The sequence below is a fragment of the Sulfurovum sp. genome (genome assembly GCF_041562805.1).
Classification (GTDB): Bacteria; Campylobacterota; Campylobacteria; order Campylobacterales; family Sulfurovaceae; genus Sulfurovum.
On record NZ_JBFFOH010000013.1, the window covers coordinates 20,985 to 38,096 of the forward strand.

19 protein-coding genes are annotated in these 17,112 nt (G+C 36.8%); 5 read left to right on the forward strand and 14 right to left on the reverse strand.

Annotation, left to right across the window (positions count from 1 at the left end; translation table 11 throughout):
• Positions 1 to 5 precede the first annotated feature (5 nt).
• From ABYK33_RS03275 to trxC, 4 genes are read right to left on the reverse strand one after another with little or no spacing between them, the layout of a single operon-like run.
• Positions 6 to 338, reverse strand: coding sequence for a hypothetical protein (locus tag ABYK33_RS03275; protein WP_373031509.1), 333 nt, complete (start codon positions 336 to 338; stop codon positions 6 to 8).
• The gene (locus ABYK33_RS03280) at positions 332 to 1,522 is read right to left on the reverse strand and encodes a sensor histidine kinase (protein ID WP_373031510.1); all 1,191 of its coding nucleotides are present in this window, start codon (positions 1,520 to 1,522) and stop codon (positions 332 to 334) included. The genes ABYK33_RS03275 and ABYK33_RS03280 overlap by 7 nt, the downstream gene beginning before the upstream one ends.
• On the reverse strand, positions 1,476 to 2,147 hold the full coding sequence (locus tag ABYK33_RS03285; protein WP_373031511.1) for a response regulator transcription factor: 672 nt from the start codon (positions 2,145 to 2,147) through the stop codon (positions 1,476 to 1,478). The genes ABYK33_RS03280 and ABYK33_RS03285 overlap by 47 nt, the downstream gene beginning before the upstream one ends.
• Positions 2,148 to 2,576: a thioredoxin TrxC gene (gene trxC, locus ABYK33_RS03290; RefSeq protein WP_373031512.1), complete on the reverse strand. Its 429-nt coding sequence runs from the start codon at positions 2,574 to 2,576 to the stop codon at positions 2,148 to 2,150.
• A 124-nt stretch (positions 2,577 to 2,700) separates the two neighbouring features.
• On the opposite strand from trxC, the gene msrA reads away from it, so the two are divergent.
• Positions 2,701 to 3,228: a peptide-methionine (S)-S-oxide reductase MsrA gene (gene msrA / locus ABYK33_RS03295; protein ID WP_373031514.1), complete on the forward strand. Its 528-nt coding sequence runs from the start codon at positions 2,701 to 2,703 to the stop codon at positions 3,226 to 3,228.
• On the opposite strand, the gene ABYK33_RS03300 is transcribed toward msrA, so the two are convergent.
• From ABYK33_RS03300 to ABYK33_RS03310, 3 genes are read right to left on the reverse strand one after another with little or no spacing between them, the layout of a single operon-like run.
• Positions 3,229 to 3,429 carry a hypothetical protein gene (locus ABYK33_RS03300; protein WP_373031515.1) on the reverse strand — a complete coding sequence of 67 codons (201 nt, stop codon included), beginning with the start codon at positions 3,427 to 3,429 and terminating at the stop codon, positions 3,229 to 3,231.
• A 20-nt stretch (positions 3,430 to 3,449) separates the two neighbouring features.
• Entirely contained in the window at positions 3,450 to 3,725 is a 276-nt protein-coding gene (locus ABYK33_RS03305) for an acylphosphatase (RefSeq protein ID WP_373031516.1), read from the reverse strand.
• Entirely contained in the window at positions 3,712 to 4,149 is a 438-nt protein-coding gene (locus ABYK33_RS03310) for a hypothetical protein (RefSeq protein WP_373031517.1), read from the reverse strand. Before ABYK33_RS03310 ends, ABYK33_RS03305 begins: the two co-directional genes overlap by 14 nt.
• Positions 4,150 to 4,232: 83 nt before the next feature.
• On the opposite strand from ABYK33_RS03310, the gene ABYK33_RS03315 reads away from it, so the two are divergent.
• The 4 genes from ABYK33_RS03315 to ABYK33_RS03330 all read left to right on the forward strand — a co-directional run bounded on the left by ABYK33_RS03315 (position 4,233) and on the right by ABYK33_RS03330 (position 8,784).
• Positions 4,233 to 5,018 carry a sulfite exporter TauE/SafE family protein gene (locus ABYK33_RS03315; RefSeq protein WP_373031518.1) on the forward strand — a complete coding sequence of 262 codons (786 nt, stop codon included), beginning with the start codon at positions 4,233 to 4,235 and terminating at the stop codon, positions 5,016 to 5,018.
• 238 nt (positions 5,019 to 5,256) lie between these two features.
• Positions 5,257 to 7,050 (forward strand): EAL domain-containing protein, encoded by a 1,794-nt coding sequence (locus ABYK33_RS03320; protein WP_373031519.1) that lies wholly within the window; start codon positions 5,257 to 5,259, stop codon positions 7,048 to 7,050.
• Positions 7,051 to 7,169: 119 nt separating this feature from the next.
• Positions 7,170 to 8,261, forward strand: coding sequence for a tRNA pseudouridine(13) synthase TruD (locus tag ABYK33_RS03325; protein WP_373031520.1), 1,092 nt, complete (start codon positions 7,170 to 7,172; stop codon positions 8,259 to 8,261).
• A gap of 166 nt (positions 8,262 to 8,427) precedes the next feature.
• Positions 8,428 to 8,784 carry a hypothetical protein gene (locus tag ABYK33_RS03330; RefSeq protein ID WP_373031521.1) on the forward strand — a complete coding sequence of 119 codons (357 nt, stop codon included), beginning with the start codon at positions 8,428 to 8,430 and terminating at the stop codon, positions 8,782 to 8,784.
• Positions 8,785 to 8,805: 21 nt separating this feature from the next.
• Here the strand turns inward: ABYK33_RS03330 and ABYK33_RS03335 are convergent, their stop codons facing one another.
• The 7 genes from ABYK33_RS03335 to ABYK33_RS03365 all read right to left on the reverse strand — a co-directional run.
• The gene (locus tag ABYK33_RS03335; RefSeq protein WP_373031522.1) at positions 8,806 to 10,143 is read right to left on the reverse strand and encodes a DEAD/DEAH box helicase; all 1,338 of its coding nucleotides are present in this window, start codon (positions 10,141 to 10,143) and stop codon (positions 8,806 to 8,808) included.
• A 21-nt stretch (positions 10,144 to 10,164) separates the two neighbouring features.
• Positions 10,165 to 11,205, reverse strand: coding sequence for a CNNM domain-containing protein (locus ABYK33_RS03340; protein WP_373031523.1), 1,041 nt, complete (start codon positions 11,203 to 11,205; stop codon positions 10,165 to 10,167).
• A 16-nt stretch (positions 11,206 to 11,221) separates the two neighbouring features.
• Positions 11,222 to 12,550, reverse strand: coding sequence for a magnesium transporter (gene mgtE, locus ABYK33_RS03345; protein WP_373031525.1), 1,329 nt, complete (start codon positions 12,548 to 12,550; stop codon positions 11,222 to 11,224).
• A gap of 128 nt (positions 12,551 to 12,678) precedes the next feature.
• Positions 12,679 to 12,867, reverse strand: coding sequence for a DUF2892 domain-containing protein (locus ABYK33_RS03350; RefSeq protein WP_373031526.1), 189 nt, complete (start codon positions 12,865 to 12,867; stop codon positions 12,679 to 12,681).
• Between the two features lie 108 nt (positions 12,868 to 12,975).
• Positions 12,976 to 14,565, reverse strand: a complete 1,590-nt coding sequence (gene pckA, locus ABYK33_RS03355) for a phosphoenolpyruvate carboxykinase (ATP) (RefSeq protein ID WP_373031527.1) — start codon at positions 14,563 to 14,565, stop codon at positions 12,976 to 12,978.
• 112 nt (positions 14,566 to 14,677) lie between these two features.
• Positions 14,678 to 16,003 (reverse strand): sodium ion-translocating decarboxylase subunit beta, encoded by a 1,326-nt coding sequence (locus ABYK33_RS03360; RefSeq protein WP_373031528.1) that lies wholly within the window; start codon positions 16,001 to 16,003, stop codon positions 14,678 to 14,680.
• A 2-nt stretch (positions 16,004 to 16,005) separates the two neighbouring features.
• Positions 16,006 to 17,112: biotin/lipoyl-containing protein (locus ABYK33_RS03365; protein ID WP_373031529.1), on the reverse strand; the 1,107-nt coding region annotated here is incomplete at its 5' end.

The window sequence follows — 17,112 nt, forward strand, 5'->3', positions numbered from 1 at the left end:
TGTAACTACTTCAACTTATTAAAAACCTTAAACTTATGCCAATATATATCTAAAGCTTCATCAATGTCACGATCACTCAACTTAGTCTTCTCTTTAACACCATAGCTATCAAGAAAAAGATCAGACATAACAGAGATCTCTCGTAAAGGATATTTTAAATAATGTTTCATTCCTGCTTTTACATTATGTTCACCACTATAAACAAGAAGATAATGCATAAACATACGCTGTAATGATGTGGGTAACTCTTTATGACATTCAACACAATGACGTTCATAAGCATCCTGTGCAAACACCCCTGATACCAACACTATACAAAGGATCATAGACTTTACCATCTTAACACCATTCTTGTACCCTCTCCTTCTGTTGACTCTACTTCTATAGAAATATGATATTCATCCAGTATTTTTTTAACAATACTCAAACCAACACCAAAACCACCTTCACTGTTATTAAATCTCATATACCGATCAAACATAAAAGGTATTTTATCTTCATTTATTCCTATACCCGTATCCCAGATGACCAATAACCCTTCTCGCAATTGTATCCCCACGGTACCGTTACGTTTATTGTATTTAATTGCATTAGAGATAAGGTTATCTATCACACGGGTTAATTTACGTCTATCCATAGTGATCCCAGCCTCTTCCAGGTCTAAATTACACTCTATGTGTTTCGACTGGGCCAAGACAGCAAAATATTCTGCTCTATTATAAATAAGCTCTTTGATCTCTATTTCTTCATCATGATTCTCTTTTTCCTGATCTAAAGTAAGGTAGGTTAGATCTTTGTACAAGACAGAAACAGTTTTAGCTGCTATGTTGATACGTGCCAGTTTGGTCTTATTTTTCTCTACCATGACATCTGTATCCATCATCTCTATGTTTGCCAATATTGCAGAGAGCGGGGTGTTAAGCTCATGGGTAGTATCTTTAATAAACCTATCCAAGAGTACAATAGAATTACGCATTGGTCTTAAAAACAATTTTGCAAGGTAGAGACCAAACAGTATAAATAATATAAAGGCCAAAAAGCCAAAACCAACAATGTTTTTCCAGATCTCCCCTCTCCATTCACCACTGTCTTCAACTTCTATAATAAGATACTTTGTTCCCAAATAAAATTCATCCAGCATCTTCACCAAATGTATATGATCATTAATAATATATATCTCTTCATCATCAAAACGTACATTTTCATCTTGAAGTAAAGAAAATATTTTCATATGTTCCAGATCATAAATAGCTGATTTAAAACGGGGGTCACGAGGATATTCTGTCCTCTCATCAAAGAAATGATGTAATACTTTAAGTCTTCTTGTCTGTATGTAAGCATATTTTGTCAGCATGGCTCTCTGGTCAGAAAGCATCAGTTTCTCTTGACTCTGATAATAAAATAGTGAGAGAAGTGTGATCATAAATATGACCATAGCTACATATAGTGTTAAAAATCTAAAAAGAGATTTTTTCTCACTTCTCAGCAGTGAATTTGTAGCCTTGTTTCTTGATACTAACAATTCTTTCCTTACCTATAATTTTACGAAGATTTTTTATGTAGGTACGAAGTGCCGTATCACTGGGTTCTTCATCGAATTCCCACAAATGTTCATAGATACGCTCATGAACGATCACCTCACCCTCATTTTTCATAAAGAGTTTAAGCAGCATAGATTCTTTATGTCCTAAAGATACCGTTTCACCATCAATAATAAGTTCATTATTCCTAATATCGTAAGAGATATTTTTTGAAATCTCTATCACCTCTTTAGATTCGTGGTAAAACGCACGTTTAATGAGTGTCTCTACACGTATATGAAGTTCTTTAAGTACAAAAGGTTTACGTATATAGTCATCACAACCACTGTCAAAGCCTTTCTCTAAATCATCTACCGAGTCTAATGAAGTGATAAAAATAGCGGGTGCTACCACATTACCTTCTCTTGCTTCTTTTAAAAGATCAAAACCATTAATACCCGGTGTGTTGACATCTAAAAGGAGTAGGTCATACTTACTCTCATACAGTTTTTCCTGTGCTTTATATCCATCATAGACACTCACCACATCATAGCCTTTCTCTTCTAGAAACTCTGTAATCGTCTCATTCAGGTTGGCATCATCTTCCAGTAATAATATTTTACTCATCTACAGAGACTGCCTAACCCAGCTTTGCAGTCTGCCAGCACTCAATGCACCACTCATTCTATCGACCTCTTTACCGTTTTTAAATACGATAAGTGTGGGAATGCTTTGTATACCATACTGGGTACCTAAAGCTTGTTCCTCTTCTGTATTTACTTTCACAAACTGTGCTTTAAGTGGCATTGCCAAAGCGACTTCTTCAAAAGCTGGAGCCATCTGCACACAAGGTCCACACCAAGGTGCCCAAAAGTCTACCACTACCGGGATATCAGAATTAGCTATAAAAGTACCCAGCTTATCTGCATTGACTGCTACAGGTGCACTTTTCAATAAAGAATTCTTACACTCACCACAATTCGCTTTTGCATAAGACGCTTTTTTAGGTATACGGTTTACTTTGAGACAATGCGGACATACAACATTAACATTCATAAGAAACACTCCATATTTAGATTAGTTTTTAATACATTAGGTATTATAGCAAATAAAATAAATATAAGATAAATAGACCTTTGGCGAATAGTAATACTATTCCAGGGGTTCAAAAGGATATAAAATGGCAAAACAAGAACTCATACTGGGTGGTGGATGTTTCTGGTGTACTGAAGCAGTATTTGAATTACTTAAAGGTGTAAGTGATGTGGAAAGTGGTTACGCAAACGGGCACACACTTAACCCAACCTACAGAGATATATGTACCGGAGATACAGGACACGCAGAAGTCATCAAGATCACCTATGATAACAGTATCATCACTTCTGATACTCTACTTGACATCTTCTTTGTCGTACACAACCCTACTACACTAAACGCTCAAGGTGCAGATAGAGGGACACAGTATCGTTCAACTATACTCTACACAGATGAAGAGACAAAAGAGGCTGCAGAAGCTGCGATGGAGGCCGCACAAAAGGACTACAAAGACCCCATCGTTACAATCATAGAACCTTTAGAATGTTACTATACTGCAGAAACCTATCATCAAGACTACTACCGTCAAAATTCTATGCAGGGGTATTGTATGGCTGTGATTCCTCCGAAGTTGGCAAAACTCAAAGCGAAATTTGGAAAAGAGATGGCGTAGTTACTTCTGACCTAGAGGATTGTCACTACGATTCTTGACTTTTCTTTCTTGTTCTTCACTTATATTTGGTGTGGAGAACTCCACTTGTCCAGCAATGATACATCCTTTACATCCTGGTTCACAGTGATGGTGGAGTTTTAAGCACCACTCTTTATCATCACCTTTTGTACCCATAAACTGACATCCCCAACCGCTACTCATTTGACTCTCCTGTATAACATTTAATATCGTATCTCAAAACCATCAGTTGCAAATTCTGCATCATTGATGATCTCATATTGAATATCCTCTACTGAGCTCAATAGTGATCCTTCTTTTAAAATACCTATAAAAGTATTAAAATCATCATCAAACACTTCAGCTACCACTTCTACCGTACCATCATCAAGGTTTTGTATATATCCTTTATATTGCTTCTTCATCATAGCCTGCGAAACAGACTTGCGATAAAATACACCCTGTACTTTCCCAAAAATGATGAATTTATACCATTCCATACTCGTCCTTAAGCCCTTGTAAAAATTCTATAATACGCCGTTGAAAAAGAATATCATCTGGACTGTCCATACATTCATGTAGTTGCATAATAAGCCCCATATCTATCTTTGCTGTAAATCGAGGCACTTCTTTAGTTTCTTTTTCAACCAACTGGATAAGATGCTCAAAATTCAGGCCATTGTTAGTTATGATCTTTGTATGATATTCCATAACTGTATCTATTAAAAGTTCTGCTCTTTCATGATTATCACCATAAATACTATGTGCTATCTCTTTAAGTTTTTGTTTCTCACATTCACATACGTCACCATTCGATGCGATCATAAGTGTTAATACTTTTGCTCTATATTCTAAAGAACTATGATGGTAGACCAACAGCTCTCTAAACATTTTCATTATATTACGTTTTAAACTTTTAAACAAAATCCTATCCTCATACATTATTAACACTATTTTAACAAAATAATACTATAGTTTGATATTATTTTTAAAAGAGGCTGTCGTAAATGGGCAATATCGATTTAATTATCATCTTAACAACAGCCTTTTTAGGAAGTGTTGGACATTGTATCGGTATGTGCGGAGGCATTGTAGTTGCATACTCTTCTACCAAAATTGACCAAAAAACCAATTATCTACAACAAACAGCTTCACACCTAGCCTACAATTTTGGCCGTGTTACGACCTATGCCATATTGGGTGCTGTATTTGGATATGTGGGACAAGTAGTCGCATTTACTCCTACTACAAAGGGGGTACTCTTCGTCATAACCGGTATATTGATGGTACTTGCAGGTCTTTCACTCATTGGTAATATAAAGTTTCTAAATTCTGCTGAATGGTCCGTTTCCAAATATACATGGTATCAAAACAGCTTCAAGCAACTGATGTCAAAAACATCTTATAGTAGTTTTTATCTTTTAGGATTACTCAATGGGATCATACCTTGTGGGCTTGTCTACGCTTTTGCTATTTTTGCAGCAAGTACAGCTGACCCTCTTGCAGGTGCATTAGTGATGGCAACCTTTGGCCTGGCCACCATTCCTGCACTTTTCTTTTTAGGCTTCCTCACAAAATTCTTACAAAAAGGTTCACTGCGTGGTACCATGATGAAACTGGCTGCCCTACTGGTCATACTCTATGGTGGTATCACTCTCTATAAAGGGTACAACTTCATTGCACATCCACAGATGATGAAAGAGAGAATGGACAAAATGCATGAAGGAAGTACTGATGGCACACTTACAGGACAATTTAACGGTATGAAATGCGCTCCAGGAAAATGTGGCTGACACAATCTTTTACTTATAGCAATTTGATATGATTCTCATCTCCGATAAAACTTAAAAAAAACTTAAAAATGATTATCTTAGAATATCATTTGTATATTTTGACTATTTTATGACATTTTTATACTATCATGTCAATATCGTGAAAGTTAAATGATAACTATGCACATGTATTTTATATTATTTTTTCTTATAAATGATATAATGTTTTCTGTGAAAGAAAAGTGGGGAGGAAAAATAATTGTCTATCAAAAAAGGGAAAAAGTTAGCACCTATATATAATAAGTTAGAAAAGCTTGAAGCACGTATAGATCAAGAGTTATTATTTGGGACATTATTTGAAGCATCCACTGACGGATTATTGATTTTAGAAAATGGGAGATGTATTGGGTGTAATAAAGCTGTAGTTGATTCCTTAGGGCTTAAACACAAAAACTTATTATATGGTCTTCTCCCTTCAGATATTTCTCCTGAACGACAACCAGATGGACAAAGATCATCGATAAAAGAAAAAAAAATGATGCGCTTTGCTTTGATCCATGGAAGTCATAATTTTGATTGGGTATATACAGGTCGAAATGGAGAAGATGTTTGGATAGATGTCAAAATAACTCCCATCTCTATGAACCATCGAGATATTATTTATGTAACATGCCGAGATATTTCACATAAGAAGGAAGAGGAAAAGGCATTACAAGAAGAGAGAGATATACTTCATCGTCTTGCACACAATGATACCCTTACGGGCTTACCTAATCGTCTATTTTTTACTGAACGATTGGAGCAGGCAACTTCAATGGCTAAACGGCATACGCGTGAACTAGCAGTATTGTTTATAGACTTGGACAGATTTAAACCTATTAATGATTCTTTGGGACATGCAACTGGTGATCAAGTGCTTTGCGAAATCGCAACTCGGATAAAAGATACTATTCGCAAAGAAGATGTTTTAGCACGTCTAGGCGGTGATGAGTTTATCGTTTTAATGGAAAATTTATTTGATAAAACAGATGCAGCTATATTAGCAAAAAAAATTCTTGAGGCTTTAATTGAACCAGTTTATATTAATGGACATGTTCTATATGTCTCTGGTAGTATAGGTATCAGTCTATACCCGCAAAATAATGGCAGTATTCAGAATCTTTTACATTGTGCTGACACTGCAATGTACAAGGCTAAAGAAAATGGAAGAAATAACTATCAGTTTTATTCAAGTAATCTAACAGAGACAGCACATGAACGTGTGAATTTAGAAGAAAAATTACTTCACTCTTTAAACAATGACGAATTTCTTGTTTACTATCAGCCACAAATCAATAGTGAAAATGGTGCATTGACAGGCATAGAGGCATTGGTACGTTGGAATCACAAACATATAAAAATCATACCACCTTCAAAATTTATTGCATTTGCTGAGGAAACAGGATTCATTGTACCTTTGGATCAATGGGTAATGAGAAAAGCCTTTACACAAATTGTTAAGTGGTATAAATCAGGTCTTAATCCAGGAGTATTGGCACTTAACCTTTCAATGAAACAGCTTTATCGTGAAGATTTTATTCCTGTACTTAAGACCATACTGAAAGAGACAGAATGTAAACCTGAATGGGTCTCTCTTGAAATTACAGAGAATCAGATCGTAATGAATGCAAATAATGTGATTGATACGCTTACACAGATTAGCGAACTTGGGATTAAAATTGCTATTGATGACTTTGGTACAGGCTGTACTTCGTTTTCTGATCTAAAACGTCTCCCTGTTGATATGTTAAAGATAGATCGTACTTTTATACAAGATCTACACCATAATGAAGATGATGACAGTATTGTACGAGCAGTGATCATACTTTCGAAAAGTTTTAATATTGATATTATTGCTAAAGGTGTGGAGACGGAAGAACAAAAGAGCTTTTTAATTGAAAATGGCTGTACAAATATGCAAGGTTATATTTATGCAAAACCAATGATGGCACATAAAATGGAAAAAATGTTAAAAATTAAAGATCACAATACAATTGATATGAACGAAAAATAAACCTTATACAATACACCTATGATAGAGGATTTTATAATCTTTCTTTATTTGGAGTAACACCCTCATATCTTATCTAGTTAAATACCCACTCTACATAATAATTTCGCTATAATTTCTCCATGAATCACATTAAAACCTACGCCTATAACCATACACCACTCAAGTTTGATTTTAAACAGACTATCGAACGATTTTTCGTTGAAGAGATCCCTCTTTACCCTTCGACAGGTACGGGAAACTATCTTATCCTCAAAATCAAAAAAACAGACATGAGTACATGGAAGCTCATCACTGTTCTGGCTAAAGCAACTGGTCTTGAAGAGCGTGATATCGGTTATGCAGGCCTTAAAGATAAAAGTGCAACCACCATACAGTATGTTTCACTTCCAAAGAAGTATGAAAAAGAATTGAACAAAAACCTCACAACAGAGAAGATAGAGATACTTGAACGTAGTTATAGTAAAACACCCATTAAGATAGGCCATCTCAAAGGCAATCGTTTTTCAATCGTCCTGCACGACATCTCTGAAAAAGATGCTAAGTTTTTCAATACTACAGCAAAAAAAATGCAAGTAAACGGCATACCAAATTACTATGGTTACCAACGCTTTGGAGAAGACAGCCGTTCTTATTTACAGGGTAAAGAGATAGCACACTCCGGTAAACGCCTTAAAGGGAGTAAAGAGAAATTACTCGTCTCTGCCTACCAAAGCTATCTCTATAACAAATGGCTGAGTTCTAGAGTAAAGCTTTCAACGATCATCACTGACAATAAAGCAGATGAAGCAGCAAAGAAACTGCAATACCCGATAGAACTTGTTAAAGTCTTAGCTAAGCAACCTCAATTCTTCAAACTCTTTATAGGTGATGTCACTATGCCTTATCCTTACGGCAAAACAAACTTTGTAAAAGATATGCTGCAAAGTGCACAAAGTTTTAAGCAGGGAAAAATTTCTCCTACAGGTCTGCTTTGTGGAGCTAATGCAGAACGTGCAAAAAGTGACGCCTATCATCTCGAAGAAGAGTATGATGATACGGAGCTAAGCAGCTTGAAGGGTGACCGGCGTTTCGCATGGATATGGCCTAAAGAGGTAGAAACAAAGTATGACAGTCAATCCAAAGAACTTACAGTTGAGTTTTATCTTCCTAAAGGCTCATATGCTACTACATTTTTAGAAGAGATCGGGAAATTTTCTTTAAAAGAAATATAAACTACATAAAATAACTAAAATCGTTTACAAATAAGTTCAAAGTGAGGCTAACCGATAACACAGTCTCACGCTCAATGAAGAATTTGCCTATTAATTAAACAAAAATTCATTCAAAACTATTTAAATCATGGTTATAATATCTTATCTAATACACAAGGGCCCATTCATGCAATTTACATTTGGATCATATAATATAATAACACACGAACTCGACCAAAAGCTCTCCGTTCAGGTTACATCTGAATTAGGTGAAGTATATTTAAATAACAACGATAATCGTACAAGTGACTTCCCCAACGAAATCTGTTTTTATATCAAAAACCCTACCCAGAAACCTGAAGCAAAAGGGTTGAAAAAATTTACTTTTGGAGATTATACTTTTATCTTAGGCATCAACTATGCAGGAGAACTTTTTCTTTTCCACAGCGTAAAACTAACTATCGGAAAGAAACTCATCGATGGTAGAGACACACTAACCTTAGCACTCTTGAAGGATCTTAAATCGAAACTGATTAGAGCCTAATATATACCGCTGAATAGGGACTTATTTTCTACCTCTTCCGCGTTTATTATCTTTCTTCTCCACCTTTGGCTTAGCTGCATCAAATGTTTTAAACCCATCACGCTTCGTTGTTTTACGTTTTTTACTTTTAGGTACAGTAGCTGTTTTAATTTTCTTTTTACCAAAAGCCCCATCTGTATTTTTATGCTCGTTGGGGTTTTTACGTGCGCCTTTTTGTTTAGGTATAACTTTAGGTGCATAGCCTTCTAGTTTTTCTTGAGGTATACTCTTCCCCATAAGACGTTCTACATCTTTAAGTGCTACTATTTCTACAGGTGAGATGAGTGTAATCGCTAAGCCTTTAGCCCCTGCTCTTCCCGTACGTCCTATGCGGTGTATATAGTCTCCTGTAACATGAGGAATGTCATAGTTCATTACTATACCTAAAGTGGGTATGTCTAACCCTCGTGCTGCGATATCTGTTGCAACAAGTACACGCACTTTCCCTTCTTTGAAGCCCTCTAATGCCCTAGTCCTCTCTCCAGAACTTTTACTTCCATGAATGACTGCTGTTTTCAGCCCTGAAAGATTTAACTCTTTGCTCACTTCATCTGCCACTTCTTTTTTACGTGCAAAGACAAGTACTTGTTTATAGTTACGTGATCCGATAAGGTAAGAGAGTAACTCTGTTTTCTTCTCTTTATCAACAGGATAGACTATCTGCTCTACTGAATGTGCCGAAGTTCCCATACTGTCTACTTCTATTAGTTTGGGTTTTTGAAGTATCTGTTCTGCCAGTCGTTTAACGCTTCCGGAGAGTGTTGCTGAGACAAACACATTTTGTCGTCTTTGAGGAAGATATTGGAGTATCTTCCCTACTTCATGTACAAATCCCATGTCTAAGATGGTATCTGCCTCATCCAATACAAGGTAATCCACACTTTCGAGGTTTACATTCTTTTGATTGATATGCTCAAGTAAACGTCCGGAAGTAGAGACAATAATATCTATACCCAGTTTGAGTTTATTGGCTTGTGAAGTTAAATTAGCCCCACCATAAAGCACCATACTTTTTAGAGGTAGATATTTTCCATACGCTTCAAAAGAAGCATGTACTTGACGGGCAAGTTCACGTGTAGGAACGATAATCACTGCTTTAGGATAATGTTGTCCTTCTACAAAAGTTTTACTTAACTCTTGTAGTATAGGTAGAGAAAAACCAGCTGTTTTGCCTGTCCCCGTCTGTGCTCCAGCCATAATATCACGACGTGAGAACATGGCTGGAATAAGTGCTTTTTGTATAGGAGTAGCCTCACTATAGCCTTTTTCATGAAGTGCTTTTAAGATATCTGTAGACAACCCCAACGTAGCTAATGACATACCATTCCTATCTTAGTCATTTTATTTTTCACCGTCTACTCTGCGATTCATACGCATTTTATGCTTTGCCACTTCTCTCATGTCTGCATCGCTGTCACTCTCATCCACGATCTCTACACCAAGGATCGTCTCTACGCAATCTTCAAGTGTTACGATACCCTCAGTCTGGTCATAGCTGTCAAGGACTAAAAACATATGCTCTTTTTTCTTAATGAACAGATCAAGTGCCTTAGACACAGGTAAGTTTTCTGAGAGTTTGAAGATGTCTTTTTGTATTGTGCTTAACGCTACACTATCATCTTTAAGCCCTTGTTTAAAGATCTTTTTAGTCATTACAATACCTGTAATATTTTCAATGCTCTCATCGTAGACAGGTACTCTTGAAAACTTAAATATCGCTGGTTCACTCTCAACGATATCTTTAATACTTCTACTTCCATCTAAGGCAAAAACAACTGTTCTAGGCGTTAATATCTCTTTGATTTTTATCGTATCAAGAAGAAGAATATTTTCGATAACATCAGACTCCTGTTCTTTAAGCAATCCATCATCTTCACTATGTAATGTACTCTGTATAAGTTCTTCTTTGGTCAAACTTGTTGTATCAACACCCTTACTTATACGATTGGTAACAAAGAGTGTTAAGATGATAATAGGGTATGTGATCCAAATGAAAAAATGAATTATATACGTAGCTATAGGCGCTAAAGACTTCCAATACACTGCACCTATAGTTTTGGGAATGATTTCAGACAAAAAAAGAATAGCAAATGTCAAGACAATAGAAACATACAATACTGCACCCACACCATAAAGACTTTCTGCTTGTGCCCCCACTGCAGCTGCACCCAAAGTATTTGCAATCGTATTAAGTATTAAAATAGAAGATAAAGACTTATTTATGTTAGTTTTATGTCCTCTTAAAAGTCTTCCTACCATAGGCCGATCTTTTTCAAGTACTGAAACATATGCCATATTGACTGAGAGTAAAACTGATTCTAAAATAGAACATATGAACGATATCACCACAGCTAAAGTGAAATAGAGAATTAACAAATCCATGTATGTAAATTTACCTTTATAATAATATCAAGGTCGCTAGACCTAAAAACGAAAAGAAGCCTACGACATCCGTCACCGTTGTAAGTACCACTGTACTTCCGATAGCTGGATCAACTTCCATTTTTTTGAGTACCAATGGCACCATGGCACCAAAGAAACCTGCACTCAATAAATTGATAACCATAGAGATTGCAATAACAATGCCAAGCATCCCTTTATCAAACCACATTGAGGCTATTATACCCATGATTATAGCAAAAAGAAAACCATTTGCAAGAGAGAGTATCACTTCTTTCTTTATCGTACGAAATGCATCATGTTTTGCAATGTCACCAAGTGCGAGTTGACGTACAACAACGGTAAGACTCTGTGTACCAGCGTTACCACCCATAGAAGCAACGATAGGCATCAATATAGCTAAAGCAACAAAACTTTGAAGTGTATCCTGAAAAAGTCCTATAACCAATGAAGCCATAATCGCCGTGATCAAATTCACACCCAGCCATATTGCACGTACTTTACCTGCCTTAAAAATATCTTCATCTTCCTCTGCATCATCATTCACACCGGCCAAATGGTACATTTGATCTGTTGCCTGTTCATTAATGATATCATAGATGTCGTCTGAAGTAATACGCCCAAGCAATATGCCATTCTCATCAATAATAGGCATAGACGATAGATCATACTCTTGAAACTTCTGTACAATATCACGAATATCATCATGATCATATCCCACAATTGTCTTGTACTTTTCAGGATTTTCGTTAATATTCTCTTCTAGCGTTGTATCAAAATTAAATACGAGAAGGTGATCTAAACCTATACCATAACGCAAGATATTTTCTTCATCTGTAACAAAAAGATAATTTACGTTTTCAAGTTCATCTTTTCTTCTTAATTGCGCAAATTCTCTAATTACATCATGTACCGTATGATGTAAATTAGCCGTATATACTTCGACTTGCATATACGCACCCGCTTCATCTTCATCATACTGTTTAAGCTTTAAGATATCTGCTTGATCATCTTTATCCAACTGATTAAATACTGCTTTAGCTATGCCTTCATCAACTTCTTCAAGTTCTTGCATAAAGTCAGTTTGGTCATCACTTTCAAGTTCCGCAACTGAATCTGCAAGTTCTTTTGTGGTAAAAGATTCAATAATATCTTCAAAATATCTATCCGGAAGTTCCAATGCAACATCAGCAATAAGCTCTTTAGGTATCGCCTGTACTGCTTCATAAAAACTTTTTTCATCTAGATCTTTAAGAAGATTGGCTATGTCTGAGGGATGAAGTTCATCATGAGGATGAGCATCTAAATATTGTGTGAGTTTATCCATAGCCTTTTCCTTTTAAGTGATGTATTTTGAAATTATACTTTATTAAATAGTAGTATTGTTGAATTAATAAAAGAGTGTTGATACATAGCGTCGAGGATGGAAACAAGTGAGGAAATTCCTCATTTGTTTTATTTTGCTTGTGTATCACACTTTTTAGTGATGATACATGCTGGACAGAAGTTTACAAGTCCGGCAATAAGTGGGATAACACCAAGATAGAACCATTGGTTTCCTGAGTATACACCATAACCAATAAGTGCCAACCCTGCAACAATTCTGATAGGTCTACATGTTGCTCTCCATTTATTTACATCCATATTATTTCCTTTAATAATTTTTATTAGTATAACTATACAGAAATATTGATTAAAGAAGAGATAATCACTCTTATTGACTATAAGAGTGATTTTATAAGGAGATTTGGATTAAAGTTGTGGACCAGCAGCTGAGTAGTCAAATTCACTACTTTCATCATTGTAACGCTTAAAGTTTTCAATAAACATCTCTGCTAGTTTATCACGTGTTTTTTCATACTCTGCTCTGTCTTTCCAAGCCACACTTGGATTTAGAACAGCGGTATCAACACCATTCAATGTTTTAGGGATCTTAAGGCCAAAAGTGTTTGTTGTATCAAACTCGGACTCATTAATAGAACCATCAAGAATTCCAGTAATACAAGCACGTGTATTTTTAATACTCATACGTTTACCAACACCATAAGCACCACCTGTCCAACCAGTGTTCACAAGATAAACATTTACATTATGCTGATCAATTTTTTCACCAAGAAGTTTAGCATATGCAGTTGGGTGTAATGGTAAAAAAGCTTCACCAAAACATGCAGAGAATGTAGCTACAGGTTCAGTAATACCTCTCTCAGTTCCAGCTACTTTAGCCGTATATCCACTAAGGAAATAGTACATTGCCTGTTCTTTGGTCAGTTTACTAACCGGAGGCAATACACCAAATGCATCTGCTGAAAGGAAGATGATGTTATTTGGATGAGCTGCCTGTAGATCTTTCTTATGGTTTACAATGTGTTCTATAGGATAAGAGACACGTGTGTTCTCAGTTTTAGAGCCATCCGTGTAGTCAACTTCACCATTTCCGTCTGCAACAACATTTTCCAAAAGTGCATCTTTAATGATAGCACCATAAATCTCCGGCTCAGATTTCTCATCAAGATTGATCACTTTTGCGTAACATCCACCTTCAAAGTTAAAGACTCCATGATCATCCCAACCATGTTCATCATCACCGATAAGTGCTCTTTTAGGGTCAGTAGAAAGAGTAGTCTTACCTGTACCTGAAAGTCCAAAGAAAAGACAAACATCACCCTCTTCACCTACATTGGCAGAACAGTGCATAGAGAGTTTACCTTCAAGTGGTAACCAGTAGTTCATCATAGAGAAGATACCTTTTTTCATCTCACCACCATACCAGGTACCACCGATGATAGCAACATTATCTTCTATATTAAAAACAACAAAAACATCAGAATTCAATCCATGTTCTTTATACTTTTCATCTACTGCTTTACATGCATTATATACAGTAAAGTCTGGAACAAATCTTTCGAGTTCAGACTCTGTAGGGCGAATAAACATATTTTTAACAAAGTGCGCCTGCCACGCAACCTCAGTAACAAAACGTATAGAACGCTTACTTGCAGCACTTGCTCCGGCATATACATCTGTTACATAGATGTTTTTACCCGAAAGTTGAGTTAATGTAAGATCAAGAAGTTCATCATAGATCTCTTTTTCTATCTTGGCATTGACATCACCCCAGGCAATATTTTCATTTGAAGGTGCCTGATCAACAAAATATTTATCTTTTGGACTACGTCCTGTGAAGATTCCTGTATCACACATTGCTGTACCTGATGTTGAGATCTTACACTCTCCGCTGTTTACTTCGTGCGCTTGCAACTCGTCATAACTTAAATTGTAATAGACATCTCCGATATCTTTCAATCCTAGTTTATCAAGTCCGTTGGGCGTTTTAGTACTCATAAGTATCCTATCTCTTTCTTTTTTTAATAATGCTAAAGCATAAGTTAGAAAATATATATTATTTCCTAACTTATACTCCCTCTAATGAGGAAGCATAATACGTATAACGACCTTACTTAAAGATAGAAAGTAGTACACCTGCTGCTACAGCTGAACCAATCACTCCGGCCACGTTTGGACCCATGGCATGCATGAGCAGAATATTACCCGGTTTTTCTTCAGAACCAACTTTACTTACTACCCTTGCTGCCATTGGTACGGCAGAAACCCCTGCTGCACCGATAAGCGGGTTAATAGGCTCAGCAGAGAACTTGTTCATGATCTTAGCCATGATCACACCCGCTGCTGTACCTGCAGCAAAAGCAATAAGACCAATGACCATAATACCCATTGTCTCAGCTACCAAGAATGAATCTGAAGCAAGTTTAGAACCAACACCAAGTCCAAGGAAAATAGTAACAATGTTAATGAGTGAATTTTGCATCTCATTAGAAAGTCTATCAACTACACCTGACTCTTTTGCAAAGTTACCCAGTGCAAAGGAACCCACAAGTGGTGCAGCATCCGGTAAGATAAGTGCAATCATCATGATGACGATCAATGGGAAAATAAGTTTTTCAAGTCTATTTACCTTTCTCGTTGGCTTCATAACAATTTGACGCTCTTCTTTTGTAGTCAATGCTCTCATTATAGGTGGTTGGATCACTGGAACCAATGCCATATACGAATATGCAGCAACTGCGATCGCTCCAAGAAGTTCTGGTGCCAATGCCGAAGCGATAAAGATAGAAGTAGGACCATCCGCCCCACCGATAATACTGATCGCTGCAGATTGTTTAAGTGAAAAATCTACCATTCCAGTATACTGAGAAAGTGCTGCTGCACCAACTAATGAACCAAAGATACCAAACTGGGCAGCACCACCAAGAAGTGCTGTTTTCGGGTTAGAAAGAAGTGGGCCAAAGTCTGTCATCGCTCCAACACCCATAAAGATCAGTAGCGGAAAGAATTCGTTAGCAATACCCATATTGTAGATAATACCTAACATTCCCTCATCACCTGTCATATTGGCAATAGGTATATTGGCCAGAAGTCCACCAAAAGCGATAGGGATAAGAAGGAGTGGCTCAAAGCCTTTAGCAATCGCTAAATAGAAAAGGATAAAGATAATGATAAACATAATAAGTTTACCCCAACTTTGAGAGAAGAAACTCATCTCTTCACCATGGCCATTCTTTACGCCCTCTTTCGGGTTTACCATTGCATTGAGACCTGTAGTTTCAAAAAAGCTTCCAAGAAGAGTACTAATTGATTTAGATTCATATACTTGTTCTTCTTGTGCAGGTGCAGCAGGTGCTTCATGCACGCTTGCTTGCACTGTTGATGTGAGTGCTGTAAAAGCAAACATCATCGAAAGTAAAAGATGTTTGAGCTTCATGCTTACTCCATTGTGGCTAGAAGTTGTGCATCTGCTACTGAATCATTAACATTAACATTAATAGTAGCTATTTTACCTGCTTTAGGTGCAGTAATGTCAATTTCCATTTTCATTGCTTCAAGAATCATGATCACATCACCTTCTGCTACAGTCTCACCGGGATTTTTAACGATCTTCCATACATTACCTGGCGTTTGTGAATTAATCTCTACACTTCCCGCTCCGCCTGATACAACTGTCGGTGCTGCAGCTTCTGCTACTGCATTTACTTGTGCTGGTGCAATTTGAATATCACCTTCACCTTCTGCTACCTGTACACTATATTGTTTACCATCTACTACTACTGTATAATTTCCTGCCATATCTGCTTCTCCGCTACAATTATTTTTACCTTTTCTTACCATGAGAGGGCCTTCACCCTTCAAAAACGCAATACCTTTTTGATCACAAGCACCTGCAATGAAAATATTTTCATCTGTTACTTCAAGTCCTTCATCCTCAAGTACTTTTGTCCAGTGCGCGATAGATTTGCTTTCATCTCTATCTGCAATATCTAAAGGATTTTCTGTGGTAGGTTCTAGACCCAATTTGTCAGATGCAAGTTTAATGATCTCCTCATCAGCTTGTACTGGTGTTTTACCAAAATAACCTAGTACCATACGTCCATATCCTGGAGCTATCTGCTTCCATGGTCCGAACATAACGTTAGCGTATGCCTGTTGCCAATAAAATTGACTCACTGGTGTTACTGATGTACCATAACCACCACGCTCTACTACCTCTTTCATCGCAGAGATCACTTCATCGAACTTTTCAAGATCACCTGAGTCTCTCATCATCTGTGTGTTTGCTGTCAATGCACCACCAGGCATAGGTGAGAATGGGATAAGAGGTGACACCTGTGTTGCTTCAGGTGGTATCATGTAATCAGAAAGGCACTCTTTAAGTCTCTCTTCATACTTCAGAACTTTATCAAGCTGTAGATCACCAAGATTATAATCTGTTCCTTTTGTTGCATGAAGCATTGTAAGGATATCCGGTTGACTTGTACCACCACTTACCGGTGATGCTGCCATATCGATACCATTTGCCCCTGCATCTAGTGCTGC